This is a genomic window from Sphingomonas sp. SDUR79 (assembly GCF_056821745.1).
This window is the reverse complement of sequence record NZ_JBPDIN010000001.1, coordinates 3426952-3444568: the sequence shown is the minus strand read 5'-3', so window position 1 is coordinate 3444568 and position 17617 is coordinate 3426952. Positions and strand designations below refer to the sequence as shown.

Below are 17617 nucleotides of genomic sequence, written 5' to 3'. Positions count from 1 at the left end.
GGCCATCGCACGCTCAAAACTATCTGTTGCAGGGTGATTCGACGGAACAGCTGCGGCTGCTCGACGCCTTTTACGGCGAATGGCGCGATGGCCGGCCAATGATCATGGGCAAACGGACGCCAGCCCGATATTGGCCCGGCATCTGGGGACGTACGGGTCCGGACGGAGAATCGCTAGTCAATATCGGGCTGCGCGGCCGACTGTGGGTGCTGGCCCTGTTGTTGGTGCATTATGGCGACGCGACCCCTTCCCCCGATAAAATCGCTCGAGCAGTCGTCCAGCCGTGGAAAACCATTGGGCCCGACCGCGCCAAGTTCGAGGCCGCAGCCAGGCCGCATGAGAAGGAGAGAGCGTCCGACTATCTCAACAACCTGATCTCCGCCACATTTCATGGCCGCCATCGGCCGCCCGAACTGGTGGAAGGTCTGCTCGAAATGATGATCTCGCATTGTCAGAACCGCTGGTTCGCGGCCGAGCCGGCCGGCGCCGAGCATGAAGCGCAGCGGGCCGAGTTTTTTTCCGTGGCAACCTCCAGAACCGATCGCCTGTCCGTGCTATATCGACGGCTCGAAGAGATTGTTGCACGCATCGCGGAACGCACGAACACCGTCCCCTCAATCCCTGCAGGATCGCTCCCGGTCAGCAATGACGCACGCCGGAGCGACGCCGTTCGCCCATCGGGCGAGGTGATGGATCGCCTCACCTACCTTGATCTGTTGAGCCATATCGACGATGAACTCGCGGCAGACGTAGTGGAAGAAGGTTTTGCGGGTCGTGCGATGATTCCAGCGACGTCGCAAGACTTTGGCGATGTAACGGTTCGCGGTCTGTCGCTGGCCTTGCAACTCAAGCCACGCCTGCATGTGCTCGGCGGTGAGCCATTGCTGGGCAAGAAGACCACCATCAAATCGCTACTGCGCCTGCTCGGCGGGCGGCACAACAAGCTGCTCTTCGAGCTCGACGAGCTGACGACTGGCCAGATCCAACTACCGATTGCCGCGTTCAGCGCCAACGGGGTGCATTATCGCGGCCTGGTCAACAAGGTGATCGCGTTTCTGCGGCGGTATCAGGTCGGCCTCCATCGGGCTGGAATTGATCGTGCCGTTGCGCACTCCGATCCACTACCCCCAAACGCGCTGTTCGACGAGATTGTCGAGGATATCTATCGCGACTTTCAGGGCTTGCCCGCGCTGTTCATATTTACCGATGTCGAAGGACTGGAGAAGGACCGGATGCGCCATGCCGTCCTTGACCAGGGCATTTGGCGGCTGATCGAGGCCCTCCGCGCGGCGGATCCACGGACCCGCATCATCATCACGACGACCGGCGAGCTTGCCGACGAAGACAAGAAGATCGTCTCTTTCGGGTCACATATTGCGCATGCTCATCGGGTAGATGCGCCGCGTCTGGCGGACCTGCGGCACTTTATGAACAGCGAAAGTTTCGCCCGCATTCCACCGGATTCCTTCCTGCGCCGCCGCCCGCCCACCGAATTGCGTGGCGATGACATGATCGCACTCGCGACGCTTTTAGGCCTGCGCTATGCACCCAACGATGGGCCGGGGCTGAATGGTGACGATGTCGCCGTGATCGACGCCTTTCTGAGCAAGCCACGCGATGATCGGGACGCAGTACGCCCTGCCCTGTACCGGCTGCTCGCCGAGCAACTACGCGTGCAGGGGATCCTGCATGCCGTTGTGCTGGTCGCCGCGAGCGAGGATGGCGTCCGCGAGGACAGCCTGACGCGCCTGATGCAGCGCTGGGCGCCCTATGACGTGCATGCCAACGCGCTGCATGCCGATCCAAAAGCGATGTTCGAGCGGCTGGCGCGGATTCGCGATCTCAGCGACAACCGGTTTCTCAAACATGGTCCGCTCGTCCGGCACGATCCCGACGAATACCCGGCCGGCGCGAAAACCTCGCGGCATGATCCGGCGTGGCGGATCGATCCGCGCGTTGCCTATTCGCTGCTCGAGGCGTTGCGCGAGCAGGTCGGGCCGGTCGTGTCGCAGGCCCACCGCCTGATCGCATGGATCGCACGCGAGCGTGCGCAGCATAAGCGCGTGTTGATGCGCACCGCCTTCGGGTCGCGCGCGACCGAGGACGCCTCGCGTGACATCCAGACCTATGTTGGCCTCCTCGCGAGCGTGAATACCAAACCGGCTCCCTTTCCGGCACCGACAGCACCTAATCTACCATTACGGCTGCGCGAGGACGAGATTTTCGCGCTCGACGATCGCTTCAACACCGTCGCAGCGATCCGGTTTGCCGCACTGGGGCTGCTGCGCGAGGACATCGACCGCGACTATCGCCTGTCGATGATTTTCGACGAGGATTCGCTACGGCTCGACCTCTATCTGCTTCTGTTTCAAACGCCCGGACGCTGGTATCCAACTCATGTTGCGCCACTCACCGTCCCCGCCGAAATGCCGGACCATCTCGTCCTGGCGCTGCAGAGCGAGGAACTTTTCGCGCTCATGACGACGGTTGCGCTCGCCGCCTTCCATGCACAACGTTCGGACGTCATCACCGCGATCGTGCAACTGGCTGAAAATTTTGAGTCGGATTGCTCGCCGGCCGTTCGCATCGCACATCTCTCGCGGATCTGGTGCTGCCAGATCGACGATCGTATCATGCTGGGGGGAAAGCCGTCGCTTCACGACGCACTGGGCGATGTTCAAAAGCTGCTGCAAGAAAAATTCCCGGCGCTGGACGCTGCGCGGGCGTCAGCGGATCGGCAGACAGTCGAAGCGATGATGCGTATCCTCGCGCGCGAGGCTGAGATCTGTGCATTGGTCTCCGAAGACCGCGCGGTCGCGGCAAAGCTCTACCTGGACATCGAGAGCTGCGAGAAATGGCTTGGCGCGGGCCGCGCGGACCAGCTCGATCCGGCGGTGCTCAACGGGCGTCTGGGGCGCAGATATATCCGCTTTCTAATGCATGAGGAATATTTCGCGCGGCTGGACCCCGGCGAGCGTCAGCGTGCACTGGACACCGTACGCACCCTGCTCGATGTGAACACCGCGCGTCTGCGGCGTTTTGGCGGGGCCGATCGCGTCGGCGTCATGCTCGACCTCGCCAAATATCATAAATTGCTCGGCGAACTGACCCCGGCGCGGGCATATGCAACGCTCGCGCATCATCGCGCGGCAAGCGGTAGCGCGAGCCATGGCACCAAACTGGACGTTCTTGCGACATTAGCCGATATCAACACCCTGTTTGCTGAAACCGAACTTGCGAGTGAGATCCCCGATATCATCGCGGCAGCAGCCGCCCTGCATATCGCGACGATCGGCGCACGCGACCTCGGCACCATCGCGACCCAGCTCGGCGCAATCCCGGCACAAGCGCAAGCAGACTACATCCAGGCACGGGTTCTGACCTGCGAGGCGGCGCACGGCACGGATCCGCTGATCGGTGGGTGGGACGCCGCCAAGCCGCCGCCAGATCGACGCACATTCGTGCATGACCGCCTGGTCGGAGCGCAGGAACGTCTCTCGCAGGCGATCGACCGTATGGCTTCAATCGGCGATGTCAGCCATCGTACACGATTTGCGCAGCTGCAGAGCAGGATCGACGAATTGCACGAATTGACGGGCAGTAATTTGTGACATGACCTGTGCCGACGCCATGTATGTTGATCATCGCCGCGGCGCGCAGCGTCGAGGCGTAGAGACGTGTCGAGCATGCCTCAGCAAAGCTGTCATGGCCAAATCGGGGCAGTTTGCAGAGCAGCAGATTTCACCTGACGCCGCGCGGAAACGGACACTCGCTTAGCGCCCCGCTCCAACACAAGGCGTCGGCGAGCACCGCCGTCTTCGAACAGTGCGTCGACTCTTTCCACCGCGAGCGGGCAACCATTACCCCGCCCGCGCCAGCGCCTCGCGCTCTACTTGATCGCGCAAAGCCTCGGTGCTGACCGAAGCCGGTTCCAGCTTGCTATCGGCAATGCGTGGCGGTTTGGCCTGCCACGCAGTGAGATATGCGCCGACGCGCGAATGGAATAGGCCCGCCGCCTCAACGATATCCCCCACCACCAGCCGACGCTGCGCGAAACGAGCGCCGAGTTCTCGGACCAACACCACTTCGAATGCCAACACAGTCACGCCCGGGCGGTCGTCTACAGCAACCTCCGGCGTCTCCCGCAGCGTCACGAGCGGATACTGTGTTGGACCGGCACGACCGGGCCAGATCAGCCGCACATGTAGTCCTTGTGGGTCCGTCGTCGCGAGCTGGCGAAGCAACCAGGTCAGCCTCGCCTTGGTCGATTTTCGATCGCCGGGCGCCTTGAGGCGCATGCGCAGCGACACAACGCGCTTGCGCAGATCAGCGCAGATCTCTGTGGGCGCCGCCGCGTCCGGGATCACCAGCTCGGCGGTGAGCACGCCGTCGCTGGCAAGGCCCGCGACAGCCTGTTTGAGGCGCGCTGCGGGATCGGTGGCTTCGGCACGGCTCAGGGAAAGTCGGACATGATCGCCGATCTGACGGCTGAGTACCGAGGTCACCCGATCGAGCGCTTGATGCCAAGCGCCGACGACGTCTTGCGCGGCGGCGTCCTTGACACTGATGCTGCCGCCCGCAGCTACAATCGCGCACAGCGCTGACCAGGCAGCGGGCATTTGATCGAATTCCTTGACCCCGGAACTCACATAACACAACCTAGGAGGTTCGCGCTTCTTCGAAGCCGAGCATCCGGTGCTGGAACTAGCCAGCGACATGCAGACCGCACTGGCGATCTCGATCCGAAAGCGGGAAACCTTCCTCTCCCGCACCGGCGAGGCCGCCATTGGTCTGGAGATGCGCGAGCTTTCGCGCACTGTTCGCGGTCGCTTCGCAGATGGCCGGAGCTGGGCCGTGGATCTCGCGCGGAGCGACTGCGTTCGGCTAGGCCGCTCGATATTAGAGGCTGGGCTCGACGGGTTGCTCTATCGTCCGCCCGAACGGCCTACCGGGTTTTGCATCTGTGTATTGCGGGGGGCGGTTCTCGACCAAGGAGTCCAGCGGGACCACTTCAAGTTTGTCTGGAACGGCAGCAAGGTCAGCAAGGTCTACTCGTTCAATTCAGGCGCCGAATACCACCCCGACGATCTGCGCGGCGTCGATCAGATCCTGGCCGCCTGATGCTCACGGCTGCCATCCGCGGCAATAATCTTCGGCGATAGCTGATCACCCATTGCTCCGCCCTTACGTGAACCGATGGCGGCTTTCGGGCCAATTCGATGATGCGACGGAAGTCCGAAAATGGTGCGCGTAGCGGTCGGTGCGGCTTCGGGACCCCAACAAAGTTTGCAGGGTGGTTTCTGCTGCACTTCAGTCGTGAACTTCGAGACGTGTAGTCTCTCGTTCCAGATTGAAGTGTGCCTGACTTTCAAGATGCCTAAACGCTGCCGTCCTGGGATTTCGGCGCTCGTTGAAGCTCCTGAAGATTCCCGTGCGCCCGATCCGGTAGACTTCATCGGGCACGACTACGATGGGCAATCAACGCGCCAGTGCCCCCGGAGGGCAGAACAGCGGATTCGTGAAGAGCGGCCAAAGCGATGCAGCTAGCCGACTTCCATCCCAAACTTCCTCACTGAAGCCGGCGCGTTTAGTGCGAGGATGTCGGCTGGGGTTCTGTGTGTCCGTGCGGAGTTGGTTTAGCGTACGCCCATTTGTCGACCGGTGACGCCAAGGCTCATCAACAGCTAAGTGTCTGTAATCGCTACGTTTGTTGCGGCTCTTGCATTTCCCGCCCTTCCGGTCCTAGTCTGGCCGCGTGTCGCGAACAATGCGACGCCGAGGCGTGAGAACCTCGTTTGGGGCACCTAACCAGGCACAACACGGCCGGGTGGCCGACGCGCATGTCCAGGCTGCTTGCGGCTAAAGGCGTCGGCGCAAGTCCTCAAACTTGTTCTCAACACCCGGTCACCTGGCCGGCCCGCCTCGCAAGCGGGAGCCAGGCGCGTGTGCAGCGTAAGTGTTGAAGATGGCGCGTTCGCCCTCGCCGGTGGGGGCATTGGATGAGCAGTTCCCTCCCCGCGCCCTGCACCTCTGATGACGTCACACCGGACGCCAGCGACATCGAACAGCTCTATCGGAGCGAGCGACACGCGCTCGCCCGATTCTTTACCCGCAACCGCGCCAGTCCCGAAGATGCGCGCGATCTGGTCCAGGAAACGTTCCTGCGCCTGGCACGCGCTGCTCCTCCAAGACAGGAGACCATCGCCCGCCCCAGCGCCTATCTGCGCCAGATCGCCCGCAACCTGCTGCGCGACCGCGCCAAGACTGCGGGCCGGCGCGCGGAGGCACATCATATTCCCTTTGACGACACCATTCCGGACGCGAACGGGATCGACCGGCTGGAAGCCCGGGATGGTCTCGCGCGGGTTGAGGCTGCTATGCGCAGCATGAAGCCAAAGACTCGGGAAATTTTCATGGCGCATCGCCTTGATGGCCTCACCTACGCGCAAATCGCCGAGCGCACCGGCCTTTCGATCAAAGGCGTCGAGAAGCAGATGAGCCGGGCTATGGCCCAACTGCTGCGCCATGCAGGTGGGGAGCGATGACCCGCAAAGGCGAGCGCGGAAGCGCCGACCGCGACCCAATGATCGACCGCGCGGCGGCGGAGTGGTTCGCGCGTATGCAAGGCCCCGAGCGAGAGACAGTGCGCTCGGAGTTCGAGCGATGGCGATCGCGCGATCCCGCGCACCGCGCGGCCTATGCCGAGGCCGAGCGGCTGTGGCAGGTTTCGGCCGGACTTGCCCGGACCGAGCTGGGACGCACGCGAAACCTTTCGGAGTCAATGCCCTCGATCTGGTCGCTGCCGGCCAGGCAACCGGCGCTGGCCGCACTTGCCGCCGTGATCCTCGTGGTAATCGGCCTCGTTGCACTGCAGCCGCTCGGAACGAAACCTGGAGAACTTGTCGCCACCGCGACCGCAGCGGAGCGCACCCGCGTTGGAGAAGTTCGCACCATCGCCCTGGCCGATGGCACCTCCGTGACGCTGGACACCGACAGCGCCATCGAGATCGAGCTGTCCCAAGCGGGTCGGCGCGTCCGGCTGTCGCGCGGCCGCGCCCGCTTCGACGTTGCGCCTGATCCTGGGCGGCCATTCCGGGTCGAGGCTGACGGACGGCTCGTCACCGCTCGCGGCACGCTGTTCGATGTCGGGTTCGAGCCGGGAGGGGTGCGGGTGACCTTGCTGCGCGGTTCGGTCGAGGTCCGCGGTCGCGCAGCGGCGGGCGCAGTCGCGTCCGTCGCGCGGCTCTCGCCCGGGCAGTGTTTCTCCGATGCCGGGCGCGGCCCGGTCGTCGCCCCTGCCCCGCGCGGGATCGATCAATGGGTTGCGGGCATGCTGAGCTTCGATGGCACGCCGCTCGGCGATGTCCTCGCGCAGACCAACCGCTATTCGCAGCGCAAGATCCGTCTCGGCGACCCCTCGCTTGCGGCGTTGCGGGTCACCGGGGCGTTCAATCCGCTCCCGGCCGATGCGCTTGCGGCGAGCCTTGCAGCAACCTTCGGCCTGCGCGTCGTGCGCACGCCTGCTGGCGATTTCATCCTCCGGCGCAAATAATCTCGGACACCCGAATTTTTTCGGGGGGTGTTTGCAGCCAACGTCGTCGAGTCCCCCAAGACAGCCGCATCACCGGCGTCGAGCGACGGGGAGACTATGATGAATCTTGGCAATCTGAGCGCGCTGGCACTTGCCGGCACGGCAATGGTGCTTGTGGCACCGGCAGCGCTCGCACAGACCGATGGCGCGCGGGATTATGACGTCCCGAGCCAGCACCTTGGCGCGGCGCTCCGCGAGGTCGCGCAGCAGTCGGGAAAGCAGGTCTTCGCATCCACCGACCTGGTCGAAGGACTTCGCGCGCCGGCGCTCAAGGGGCGGTATCGCCCGGAGGAAGCGATCCGTGAACTGCTCCGCGGCACTCGGCTGCGCGCGGTGCCCGTCGGCCAGACGCTCGTCATCCAGAATGAAATCCAGGGCGAAGCTGCGGACCGCACCGGTAGCGATGGTGAGGTGCTGATCACCGGCACCCGCATCCGCGGCAGCGGCCCGGTCGGCGTTCCGGTCATCGCGATCGATCGCGCCGCCATTGAGGAGGGCGGCTTTGCCACCACACAGCAGATCGTGCAATCGATCCCGCAGAATTTTGGCGGTGGCGCGAATGAGGGCACCAGCGGCCTGATCACCGCCGCTGGCAATGGCAACGTCGCCCGCGGCGCGGGCGTCAATCTGCGCGGTCTGGGTCCAAGCTCGACCCTGCTCCTCATCAATGGCGACCGCCCGCCGCTCGGAGGCTTTTCAGGGACCTTCTCCGACCTGTCGGTGATTCCCGCGTCCGCGATCGAACGCGTCGAAATCGTGCCCGATGGCTCTTCGGCGATCTATGGCTCGGATGCCGTTGCCGGCGTCGTCAACATCGTCACCCGCAACAATTTTCGCGGCGCCGAAACCAGCTTCCGGATCGGCACCGCCGACGGAAGCGCGCAGGAATATCAGTTCAGCCAGTTGCTCGGCACGCGCTGGGCAACCGGCCATGCAATGATTGCCTATGAATTCTATCATCGCGACAACCTGTCCGCAGACAGCCGCGCCTATATCACCGACGATCTGCGCGCCTTTGGCGGCGGGGATTATCGCGGCAATTTCGCAAGCCCGGGGACGATCGTCGCCGGCGGCATCAACTTTGCGATTCCTGCCGGTCAATCCGGGGTCGGGCTCACCCCGGCACAGCTGACGCGCGGCGCGGTCAACCGCGGCGATGGATGGGATGGGGTCGATATCCTGCCCCAACAACGGCGCCATTCGGTGTTCGTGTCAGCAAGCCAGGAGCTGACCGACTCGCTGCGGGTGTACGCAAGGATCCTGTCGACGTGGCGGGATTTCGATGTCGCCACCCGGACCGGTACCGATACCCGGCGCACCGTCCCGGTCACCAATCCCTTCTACATCGATCCGATCGGCACCGGCCAGCCGATCGGCGTCAACTACAGCTTCTCGCGCGATCTTGGAAACGAGCGCAATCGCGGGACGGTCCGGGCCTATGGCGCAACCGCCGGCCTCGAATTCCAGCTCGGCACATGGACGGTGGATGCCCATGGCACATGGGGCCGTCAGGACGAGCGCTATGATTATCTCAACCGGGTCAACAGCGCGCGGCTCGCGCTGGCGCTTGCCGACACCAACCCGGCCACTGCCTATAATCTTCTGGGTGATGGCGGGTCCACTAACCCCGATACGATCGCGTCGATCCGCGGCTACAACAAGCGGCGCTGGGACGCTGTCGTATGGTCCGCCACGCTGCGTGCCGACGGACCCTTGCTCGCGCTTCCTGCGGGCGATGTCCGGCTCGCGATCGGCGCGGAATATCGCGAGGACCGCTACCGCGATCGCGAAAGCATCGCCTATACCTCGACCCTGACGCCACAGGCGGTGGCGCTCACCCCGCTACCCGGCCCGCGCAGGGTCACCGGACTCTATGCCGAGCTGCGCGTGCCGGTGTTCGGCGAGCGCGTGGCGCTGCCGCTCCTGCACCGCCTCGACCTCTCGGCTGCGGTGCGCAGCGAGCGATACAGCGACTTTGGCAGCACGACCAATCCCAAGTTCAGCTTCGCCTGGGACCTGGTCGACGGGCTGCAGCTGCGCGGCAGCTACGGCAAATCGTTCCGTGCGCCCGGCGTCACCGAGCTGCGACAGGACCCCGGCACGCTGGGTCACTTCGCCTATCCCGCCGTCGATCCGCAATCGCCCACGGGCATTTCGAATATCATGGTCATCCGCGGCAATGATCCTGACATCGGCCCCGAGCGCGCGACGACATGGACGCTGGGTGCGGATCTGAAGCCCGCCGGCCTGACCGGTCTTCGCGCGGGAGTGACCTGGTTCAACGTCAATTATCGCGATCGCATCGCCTCGGTCGCATCGTCGGTGACCAGCTTTCTGATCAACCGCGACATCTATGCGCCGATCCTGACCTACAATCCGCCGGCCGCGCAGATCGCCGAGCTGTTCGCATCGCCCTATTATCTCAATCTTGCCGGGGTCCCGAGCACGGCGCCGATCCTGGCAATCGCCGATGCGCGAACGCGCAACCTGTCGGTGGTCAAGCAGTCCGGGCTCGACCTCGATCTCCAATATGGCTTCAAGCTCGCCGGCGGCAATGCCGAGCTCGGGGCGGTCGCGACCTATATTTTCGGGATCAAGCAGCAGGTCACCGCAACGTCGGCCCCGGTCGATGTCGTCGATACGGTCGGCAATCCGATCGACCTGCGAATCCGCGGACGCGCGAGCTTCAGCAAGGATGGCGTGGGCGTCGCACTCTTCGCGAACTATGCCGATGGCTATACCAACCGCACGGTCACGCCAGCCCAGCGCGTAGCAGCCTGGACGACCTTCGACCTCAATCTGAGCTACAGCTTCCAGCATCGGTCGGGCGCACTTGCCGGCGTGCGGGTGGCGCTCAATGCGAGCAATCTGCTCGACGCCGACCCGCCTTATGTGAACTATGTCGTGGGCACGCTCGGCCTTGGCTTCGATGGCGAAAATGCCAGCCCGATCGGTCGGTTCATCGCGCTGCAGGTGAGCAAGGCGTGGTAAGGCGACTGCTCTCCACGACCGCACTTGCGCTGAGTTCGTGCATGGCCGGCGCGGCGCACGCAGCAGCGCCGGCCTGCGCCGAACGCCTGTTGCCGCCCTCCCCCGGGGCGGCAACAGGCCAGCGGTCAATCACCGCGCGCGACCTGATCGAACTGCGCGATTTCGGAAAGCTGAGCGACCACAGTCGCAGTCACTCCTTCCGACTCTCGCCAGACGAAAAATTCGCCGCACTGATCCTGCGGCGGGCCGATACGGGTTCGAACAGCTACTGTTTTGGCGTCATGCTGGTGCCGCTGGACGGACGCAGTCGGCCCAGACTGCTCGATAGCGGTGGTGAATTCATCGCGACAATGACCGACCCCTATGGCGCATCCGGGGTTCCGAGCGGGCTGCCCATGACCGACGCGCCGGTCTGGTCCCCCGATAGCCGGTCGCTTGCCTATCTTCGCCGCGACCAGGGGCGCACCCAGATCTGGCGGGTGGATCTCGTTGGCGGTCCGGCGCGCCCGGTGGCGCGGCCCGGTTCCGCACCGCAGGACCTCGCCTGGTCGACCGATGGTCGGCATCTGCTGTTCACAACACGCTCCGGCTATGAAGCCGGTCTCGCCGAGATCGAACGCGAAGGCCGAAGCGGCTTTCTCTACGATACGCGCTTCTGGGCACTCGCCTTCGCCAGACCGACACCACGGCTTCCGATCCCGTTCGAGACCAACGCGCTCGATCTCGCAACCGGCCGGATCCGTATCGTCACTGCGGGCGAAGTTGACGCGATGAAGGGAGCGCGCGCGCAGAGCGCGGCCGGGGCACCGCTTCATGCGCGATCGGCCTCGGGCGCAACCGCCTGGGCCGAACCCGATCCAGCGCGTCCGCGCGGCGCGGCGCGCCTGCTGCTGGCACGGGGGGATCGGTCGATCCGCTGCAAGGCACCCATGTGCACCGGTCCGGTCGGCGGTCTCTGGTGGCTCGACGATACCACCCTGCTGATCCTGCGCGCCGGTAATGCTGAAAATGGCGGTCGCAGCGCATTGTACCGCTGGCGGGTTGAGGGGGATGCCGAACCCCGGAAGGTTCTTGAGACCGATGATTGGCTTGCGCATTGCGCGCTGGCCGCAGGCACCCTGATCTGCGCGCGCGAAACGGCAACCTCGCCCCGGACACTGGTGCGGATCGATCCTGCAACCGGTCACAGCGTGACGCTGTTCGATCCCAACCCCGAGACCGCGGGCTGGCGCTTCGGCAAGCATGCGCGGCTGGTCTGGAGCGATCGCGATGGCGTGCGCAGCTATGGCGACCTGATGCTTCCGCCCGATCACAAGCCGGGCGCACGCCACCCGCTGATCATCGTCCAGTATCTCTCGCGCGGCTTCCAGCGCGGTGGCCTGGGTGACGAATATCCGATCCAGCTGCTCGCCGCGCGCGGCTATGCGGTGCTCAATTTCCACGCCCCGCAGGAGTCGGATCAAGCTGCGGCCGCGCCCGACGCGATCGCGGCGCAGCGCATCAAGGTGCAGGACTGGTCGGGACGGCGGCGCATCCTGACCGCGCTTGAAGCGGGCGTGGATACCGCGATCGCCCTTGGGGTCGTCGATCCCGGGCGCATCGGAATCACCGGCCTGAGCGATGGCGCGAGCACGGTTCAGTTCGCGCTGAACAATTCCGACCGGTTCAAGGCGGCGATCGTCTCAAGCTGCTGCGACGAGCCCAGCGCCGTGTTCAGCGTGGGCCCGGCCTATGGCGGTGTCGTCGCACAGGTCGGCTATCCACCCGCGGGGGAAGATGGGCGGGCATTCTGGCGGGCACAGTCGCTCGCCATGAATGCACATCGGATCAGGGTTCCGTTGCTGATGCACCTTGCTGACGCCGAGTTTCGGATGGCGCAGGAGACATTCAGCGCGCTGCGCGCCCATGATGCCCCGGTCGAGATGTATGTTTTCGAGGACGAATGGCACACCAAGCAACATCCCGCGCATCGCCTCGCCATCTATGAACGTAACCTCGCCTGGTTCGATTTCTGGCTGCGGGGCGTCGAAACATCACATCCGTCGCGCGGAGCCGAAATCGCGCGCTGGACAGTGATGCGATCAGTCAACGATGCGCGCCGATGACTGGCGCTCCCAATGCCGAACCCAGGCCTCGACATCGACCAGCGCCATCAGTTCAGGGAGCAAGACGCCCTTGCTCAGCTCATCCGCGAGGTATCGTTCGATGCGCTTCGGGTCGATCAGTCGCTCTCTCGCCAGCGCTCCTCCCAGCAGCATGTCGCGCAGACGCGGCAGGTTGGCGGCAATCACGCGGTGAACCAGCGTGTTGAACGCGACCTTGCTACGGCGGTCGATCACTGCCGCCGGCAAGGCGTCGCGAAACGCCTCACGCGCGGCCGCGCGGTTGTTGCCGCCGATGCACCAATGCCAGCTCGGGATCCGCAGGCAGGTCTCGAAGATCGGCTGCGACATCAGTGGCGCAATGAAAGGGGCAATTGACTCCCGGCCATAGCCCTCGAGATGATTCTGAATTGCGATGATCGACCAGACATGGCGCCTCTTCCCTAGGGCTACATCGTCTCGGGCCCTGAGCCAGGGATTCCCCGCAGGCCAGGGGAGGGTCGCGCAGACATCTTCAGCCAGAAACGGATTGACCATCGGGGTCGGCAACACCTTCACCGGTTGCATGGATCGGCGCACTGCGGTGAGCAGCACCGCCCATGCGTTGGTCCGGGAGAGCCGAGCGATGTCCGCCGCCGTCTCGAACACCGCCCGGCCGAAGCCTTCCGCGCGAAGCCGATCGAGGACGGGCAGCGCCGAATGAAGCAGGCAGAACATGCTGTCGCCCCCGGCCCCGCCCAGAAATGCATCAGCGCCGCGCTTCCCTGCAAATGCCTGGATCGCGCGATCAAAGGCCTGCGACAATGCGCGCGCGCAGGGCCGGGGCTGTCGCCATGCGTCGCTGCGTTCGATGTCGACCACCGCGGCATCCGCCAGCATCTCCTCGAGCGGCAGCCCTATATGGGCTGCGACGGCGCGTGCCCAGGGGCGCTCGTCGGCCTCGCCGGGCGCGGGTCCGAAGGTCAGGCAATGCGCATCTGCAACAGCGGATAAGCCAGCAGCAACGATCGCCGAGTCGAGGCCACCCGAAATCTCGATCAGCGGTCGATCGAAGCATTCGCCCCAGCTCTGCAGCACCGCCGATCCGACGTCCCGAAGCGCGGCAATCGATGTCGCGCTGTCAGCGAACTGCGCGCCCGGCGCGGCAAAGTCCCAAGGGGACCATGCGCGACGAGCGCTCGCCCGGTTGCGCTGGATCGTCAGGCAGACACCGGGCAGCAGCTCGCTGACCCCGCGCAGCGCGGTCTGCGCGGGGCGCAGATCGCGAAACGCAAGCGATTGTGCGATTACGGTCCAGTCAATCGAGGGGGCTAGCAGCCCATGCTCGAACAGCAGATCGGGGCGCGAGGTGACCAGATGCGCGCCGTCGCGCTCGAAATGGTAACAGGCGACCGTGCCGGACGGATCGCGCAGGATTTCCACGCCATCGCCACGCACCCGAATGGCGACATATCCGCCCCAATAGCAGTCCAGCAGTTCACCTGTCTCCAGCTCTGCCAAGGCGGTCGAGGGCGATTGCGTGATGCGCGAGAAGGTGTCGCGGCGGAACAGATGACCCCAGATCACGCCTCGACCTTCGCCAAGGACCAGGTGCGCCGCGCGAGCGTCACCCAGGATCGCCAGACCATCGCGCTCGACAAGCGGTCCGAGCCGGTGGTGCGCTGCGAGCGCGTCGAGAAACTGCCTCAGCCAATCCGGTGCCCTGCACGCGGGCGCGGTGACGCAGGCGATGAACGCGGCGTTGTTCATAGCGCGAGGATCGGGGTGAAGCTCGACACATGGTCGTAGCTGTCGTTCAGGAGCGCTTGCGGTGTCTGAAGCCAGCAGTGCGCGGCGAACGGCTCGGGCATGATCCCGAAGACCAGTTGCGCTCCGTATCCGCGCCGCGCCAGCCAGCTGTCGAGGGCGAGCGAGTCGAGGAGGCAGTTGCGTGCGATCGGCACCAGGGGTCGGCTTCGCTCGAATGCCGCAGCTTCGACAAGCGTTGCATCGAGCTGGCCCAGGACCGGAAGCGGCGTGCGCATGCGACGGCGCGACAGGATCAGGTGTAATGGCGAACAACGCAGTCTGAGCCAGGCAGCTGCCACCTGCCGCCCGACGGCAACGGCGCTGCCGCGCGCGGGTGTCTCCCGGGCCTGAACAAGCGCATCGGGGATCTTGACGCGGTCCCGCAAGGCGTTGGTCGGGACCGGATCCGATCTCTGCAGCACCCTTGCCTTGCCAAGCAGGTCGATGATTGCATCGGGCGCGGGTGCCCCATGTCGCACGTTCAGCCAGGTCAGCATTTCCGCATGAGCCGATTGCGGAACACGGAAATAGCGATCGCGCCGAAGATCGAGCACGAACAGCTTGTTGGAAGCGACGCAGGCGGTCGCGTGCGGGAGGATGCGCCAGAACATCGATCGGGCCGCTCCTTCGATCAGCAGATGAATGAACCCGTTTTTGCTTCCCGCGCGGGGCGCCAACGCTCGTTCGGCCAAGACACTGCGACGCGGCATCGCAATGGCGCCGGTCGGGCGGAAGGGCCCGACCGACGCGCACTGCTCAGTCGTTGGTGAGACCCTGCGGGATCACCAGACCGGCGAGGTCGAACTGACCCTCATTGGCCCCCTGCGTCTCCACGCTGGCGACGCCGAGGTCGATCAGATCGACCGTTTCATTGTTGTCATGGTCCATTGCTCGTCTCCATGTCGCGGGATGCGACAGAGACAAAATCATCCAAGCGTTCATGTATAAGAAGTTTATAATCCGATTATAATCAAACTGACGATCCAGCGTGTTCGCGTCGCCTGATCAGGTCGGAAACGAACTTCATTCGTCGCAGATGGTAGCGCCGGATCGCTTGTTGAATTGCTGCGTCGGCGGACTCTATTTCATGAAGTTCTTCGGGACTCGCTCCGAGCACGTCGGGCTCGACCAGCCGGAAGGGATGAAGGCGATCCGAGACATTCGCCACTGCCGCATGAATTTCGCGGTTCGGTGCGAATGCAGCCAGTCGCTCGAACAGGCGATCGGCCCGGTCGGCGAGGGATGAGAATGTGCCCGCTTCGGACTGGACGAGCGGCGCGCGCCCAGTTCGAAGCGCAATGGATACAAGAGCAGAATGCCATTCGTAGAGATCGCGCAGGTCGGCCTCGGAGTAGCGCGGAACATGAAAGCCTTCACCACTGCTGGCCTCCACCAGGCGCTCGCCAACAAGACGGTGCAGCACATCCCTGACTGGCGTCATGCTGACGCCCAGGTCTCCCGCAATGCGGTTGGCCTCAAGCCGCGCACCCGGTGCAAGCCGGCCGTCGCGCAACATCTGCTTCAGCACCGAGTAACTGCGCTCCATCGCCTGGAGCGGGCTCACCGAACACACCCTTGGCTGGCGCGGTGCGCGGCGACCGCCTCAGCCTGATCGGGCCGGAGCGCGTCGACCGCGCCGATATGGTCGGGAAGGCAGTCTGTCAGCAGTATTGAGGGACAGACGCCTTCGTAATTGCCGAGATTTGGCCGGTGCTGGCGATACCCGACCAGCGCGGCCAGCTCAGGCGGAAAGGCCCTGGCGACCGAAGGCGGATAGGCCAGCCACTGATTTTCGTAGGGCTTGAGCCAACCCAGGCAGAAACTGACCACCACGGCTCTGCGAACTTCGCTGGTGCGATTTGCACCCGCGCCATGGAGGGTCGAGCCAAGGAAAACGATCGCATCGCCCGGATCGCATTCCGCGACGATCGAGTGACTTGGCATCGCGTCATTCAGTGCGGTTTGGCCATGGCTGTTCGGGTAAATGATTGTCGCACCGTTCTCGACTGTGAACCGCGTAAGCGGCCACATCACGTTGACCAGATATTCGACCTCGCCTTTCACGCCTGCCCACATGTCCTGGTCGCGATGCGGGAACTGTGCCGGCGCGCCTGGATGAAGTGCAATCGCCTGCATCAGGTTGAGCTGGATGGTGTCGCACCATTGTCCGAGCAAGCGCTGGCACACGGCAAGGATCAATGGTTCCAGCGCAAGCGCCGCGGCACGAGGTGTCCGTTTCAACAGGCTCCCGAACCGCTTCGTTCGTGCGCCATAGAAATCGCCTTCGCAGAACGGCGTAGCGGCGAACACCGGACCCAGATCTTCGTCAAGCGCTTCAATCGAACCGCGCGGAAGCAGGTTGGGAACGATGCACCAGCCTTCCCGCTCGAGATGCTCGGAAACAGCCTCAATCCGGACAGGCTTCGCGGTCGAATTGCGTGTCATCGCGGTCTCCTCAGCCATTGGCACATCGCCCGCTCGTCTGTTGGTCGCGCAGCGACCACCATATTCCGCCCGCCGACAGCGCCGCCGGCGTTGCCGAACTGATCGAGATCGCAAGAGCCCCGAGCTGGCTCGCTCCGCCCGGCTGCAGTTCGCCGAGCAGCCGACACTGCCAGCCGAAGTTGAGGATCTGCTGCAGCCAGCTCGCCTCTGCGACGCAGGTATAGGTCTCGATACCGTTATCGAGCGCGAACTCGACCAGCGCCGTGACGAGCTGATTGCGGATCGCGCGCCGCTCTGTCGCCCGCAACTTCCGGTCCAGGCAGAAACGCGTGAGCTCCCATATCGCGGGTCCACGTGGCGGTTCGCCCGCGCACAGGGCAGGAAAGATAGAGTCAAGAATATGTGGTCGTGTTGTCGGGAGCAATCGGACCGATCCCAGATGGCCCAGGCCCTTGTCGACGAGGATAATGTAACGAGCGTGCGTGGTATCGAACTGATCGACCTCGTATTGCCCGCTGAGGACGGGCAGGTCCCACTTCAGCAAATCAATGAAGATCTGCTTACGGGCGGCAAACATCGACCGGAAGGCGATGTGACTGCTGCTATCAGCTCTGGATGGAACCAGCTGGACCATGCGCTGCACCCTCGATTAGCGAGGGGGCAGCATCCGCATCGTTGGTTGCGTCGGATATCCCCAGTT

The 17617-nt window shown here is 64.3% G+C and carries 13 protein-coding genes and 1 pseudogene; 7 read left to right on the top strand and 7 right to left on the bottom strand.

All coding sequences use genetic code 11. From position 1 onward, the window contains the following. The first annotated feature begins 26 nt into the window (after positions 1–26). Positions 27–3611: a hypothetical protein gene (locus ACRYLO_RS17015; protein ID WP_482661238.1), complete on the top strand. Its 3585-nt coding sequence runs from the start codon at positions 27–29 to the stop codon at positions 3609–3611. Between the two features lie 249 nt (positions 3612–3860). On the opposite strand, the gene ACRYLO_RS17010 is transcribed toward ACRYLO_RS17015, so the two are convergent. Further along, positions 3861–4619: a hypothetical protein gene (locus ACRYLO_RS17010; protein ID WP_482661237.1), complete on the bottom strand. Its 759-nt coding sequence runs from the start codon at positions 4617–4619 to the stop codon at positions 3861–3863. A 49-nt stretch (positions 4620–4668) separates the two neighbouring features. Between ACRYLO_RS17010 and ACRYLO_RS17005 the strand changes: the two are divergent. The 5 genes and pseudogenes from ACRYLO_RS17005 to ACRYLO_RS16985 all read left to right on the top strand — a co-directional run. Further along, positions 4669–5121 (top strand): annotated as a pseudogene (locus ACRYLO_RS17005) (RES family NAD+ phosphorylase); the annotation flags it as partial. Between the two features lie 878 nt (positions 5122–5999). Continuing rightward, entirely contained in the window at positions 6000–6545 is a 546-nt protein-coding gene (locus tag ACRYLO_RS17000; protein ID WP_482661236.1) for an RNA polymerase sigma factor, read from the top strand. Continuing rightward, positions 6542–7552 carry a FecR family protein gene (locus ACRYLO_RS16995; protein WP_482661235.1) on the top strand — a complete coding sequence of 337 codons (1011 nt, stop codon included), beginning with the start codon at positions 6542–6544 and terminating at the stop codon, positions 7550–7552. Before ACRYLO_RS17000 ends, ACRYLO_RS16995 begins: the two co-directional genes overlap by 4 nt. A gap of 99 nt (positions 7553–7651) precedes the next feature. Then, entirely contained in the window at positions 7652–10582 is a 2931-nt protein-coding gene (locus ACRYLO_RS16990; protein WP_482661234.1) for a TonB-dependent receptor, read from the top strand. 41 nt (positions 10583–10623) lie between these two features. Beyond that, positions 10624–12687: an Atxe2 family lasso peptide isopeptidase gene (locus ACRYLO_RS16985; protein ID WP_482661233.1), complete on the top strand. Its 2064-nt coding sequence runs from the start codon at positions 10624–10626 to the stop codon at positions 12685–12687. On the opposite strand, the gene ACRYLO_RS16980 is transcribed toward ACRYLO_RS16985, so the two are convergent. Next, positions 12664–14250, bottom strand: coding sequence for an asparagine synthase-related protein (locus tag ACRYLO_RS16980; protein ID WP_482661232.1), 1587 nt, complete (start codon positions 14248–14250; stop codon positions 12664–12666). The two genes, ACRYLO_RS16985 and ACRYLO_RS16980, sit on opposite strands and share 24 nt — an antisense overlap. Here ACRYLO_RS16980 and ACRYLO_RS16975 point away from each other — a divergent pair. Continuing rightward, entirely contained in the window at positions 14236–14472 is a 237-nt protein-coding gene (locus ACRYLO_RS16975; RefSeq protein ID WP_482661231.1) for a hypothetical protein, read from the top strand. The genes ACRYLO_RS16980 and ACRYLO_RS16975 overlap by 15 nt on opposite strands. Here the strand turns inward: ACRYLO_RS16975 and ACRYLO_RS16970 are convergent. From ACRYLO_RS16970 to ACRYLO_RS16950, 5 genes are all read right to left on the bottom strand, one after another. Then, positions 14430–15164, bottom strand: a complete 735-nt coding sequence (locus ACRYLO_RS16970; protein ID WP_482661230.1) for a lasso peptide biosynthesis B2 protein — start codon at positions 15162–15164, stop codon at positions 14430–14432. The two genes, ACRYLO_RS16975 and ACRYLO_RS16970, sit on opposite strands and share 43 nt — an antisense overlap. Before the next feature lie 64 nt (positions 15165–15228). After that, a complete protein-coding gene (locus ACRYLO_RS16965) occupies positions 15229–15360 on the bottom strand; it encodes a benenodin family lasso peptide (RefSeq protein ID WP_482661229.1) in 132 nt (43 codons plus the stop codon). 82 nt (positions 15361–15442) lie between these two features. After that, entirely contained in the window at positions 15443–16036 is a 594-nt protein-coding gene (locus ACRYLO_RS16960) for a GntR family transcriptional regulator (protein WP_482661228.1), read from the bottom strand. Next, positions 16033–16917 (bottom strand): phytanoyl-CoA dioxygenase family protein, encoded by an 885-nt coding sequence (locus tag ACRYLO_RS16955; RefSeq protein ID WP_482661771.1) that lies wholly within the window; start codon positions 16915–16917, stop codon positions 16033–16035. The genes ACRYLO_RS16960 and ACRYLO_RS16955 overlap by 4 nt, the downstream gene beginning before the upstream one ends. Positions 16918–16927: 10 nt before the next feature. Further along, positions 16928–17551: an acyl-homoserine-lactone synthase gene (locus ACRYLO_RS16950; RefSeq protein ID WP_482661227.1), complete on the bottom strand. Its 624-nt coding sequence runs from the start codon at positions 17549–17551 to the stop codon at positions 16928–16930. Positions 17552–17617 lie beyond the last annotated feature (66 nt).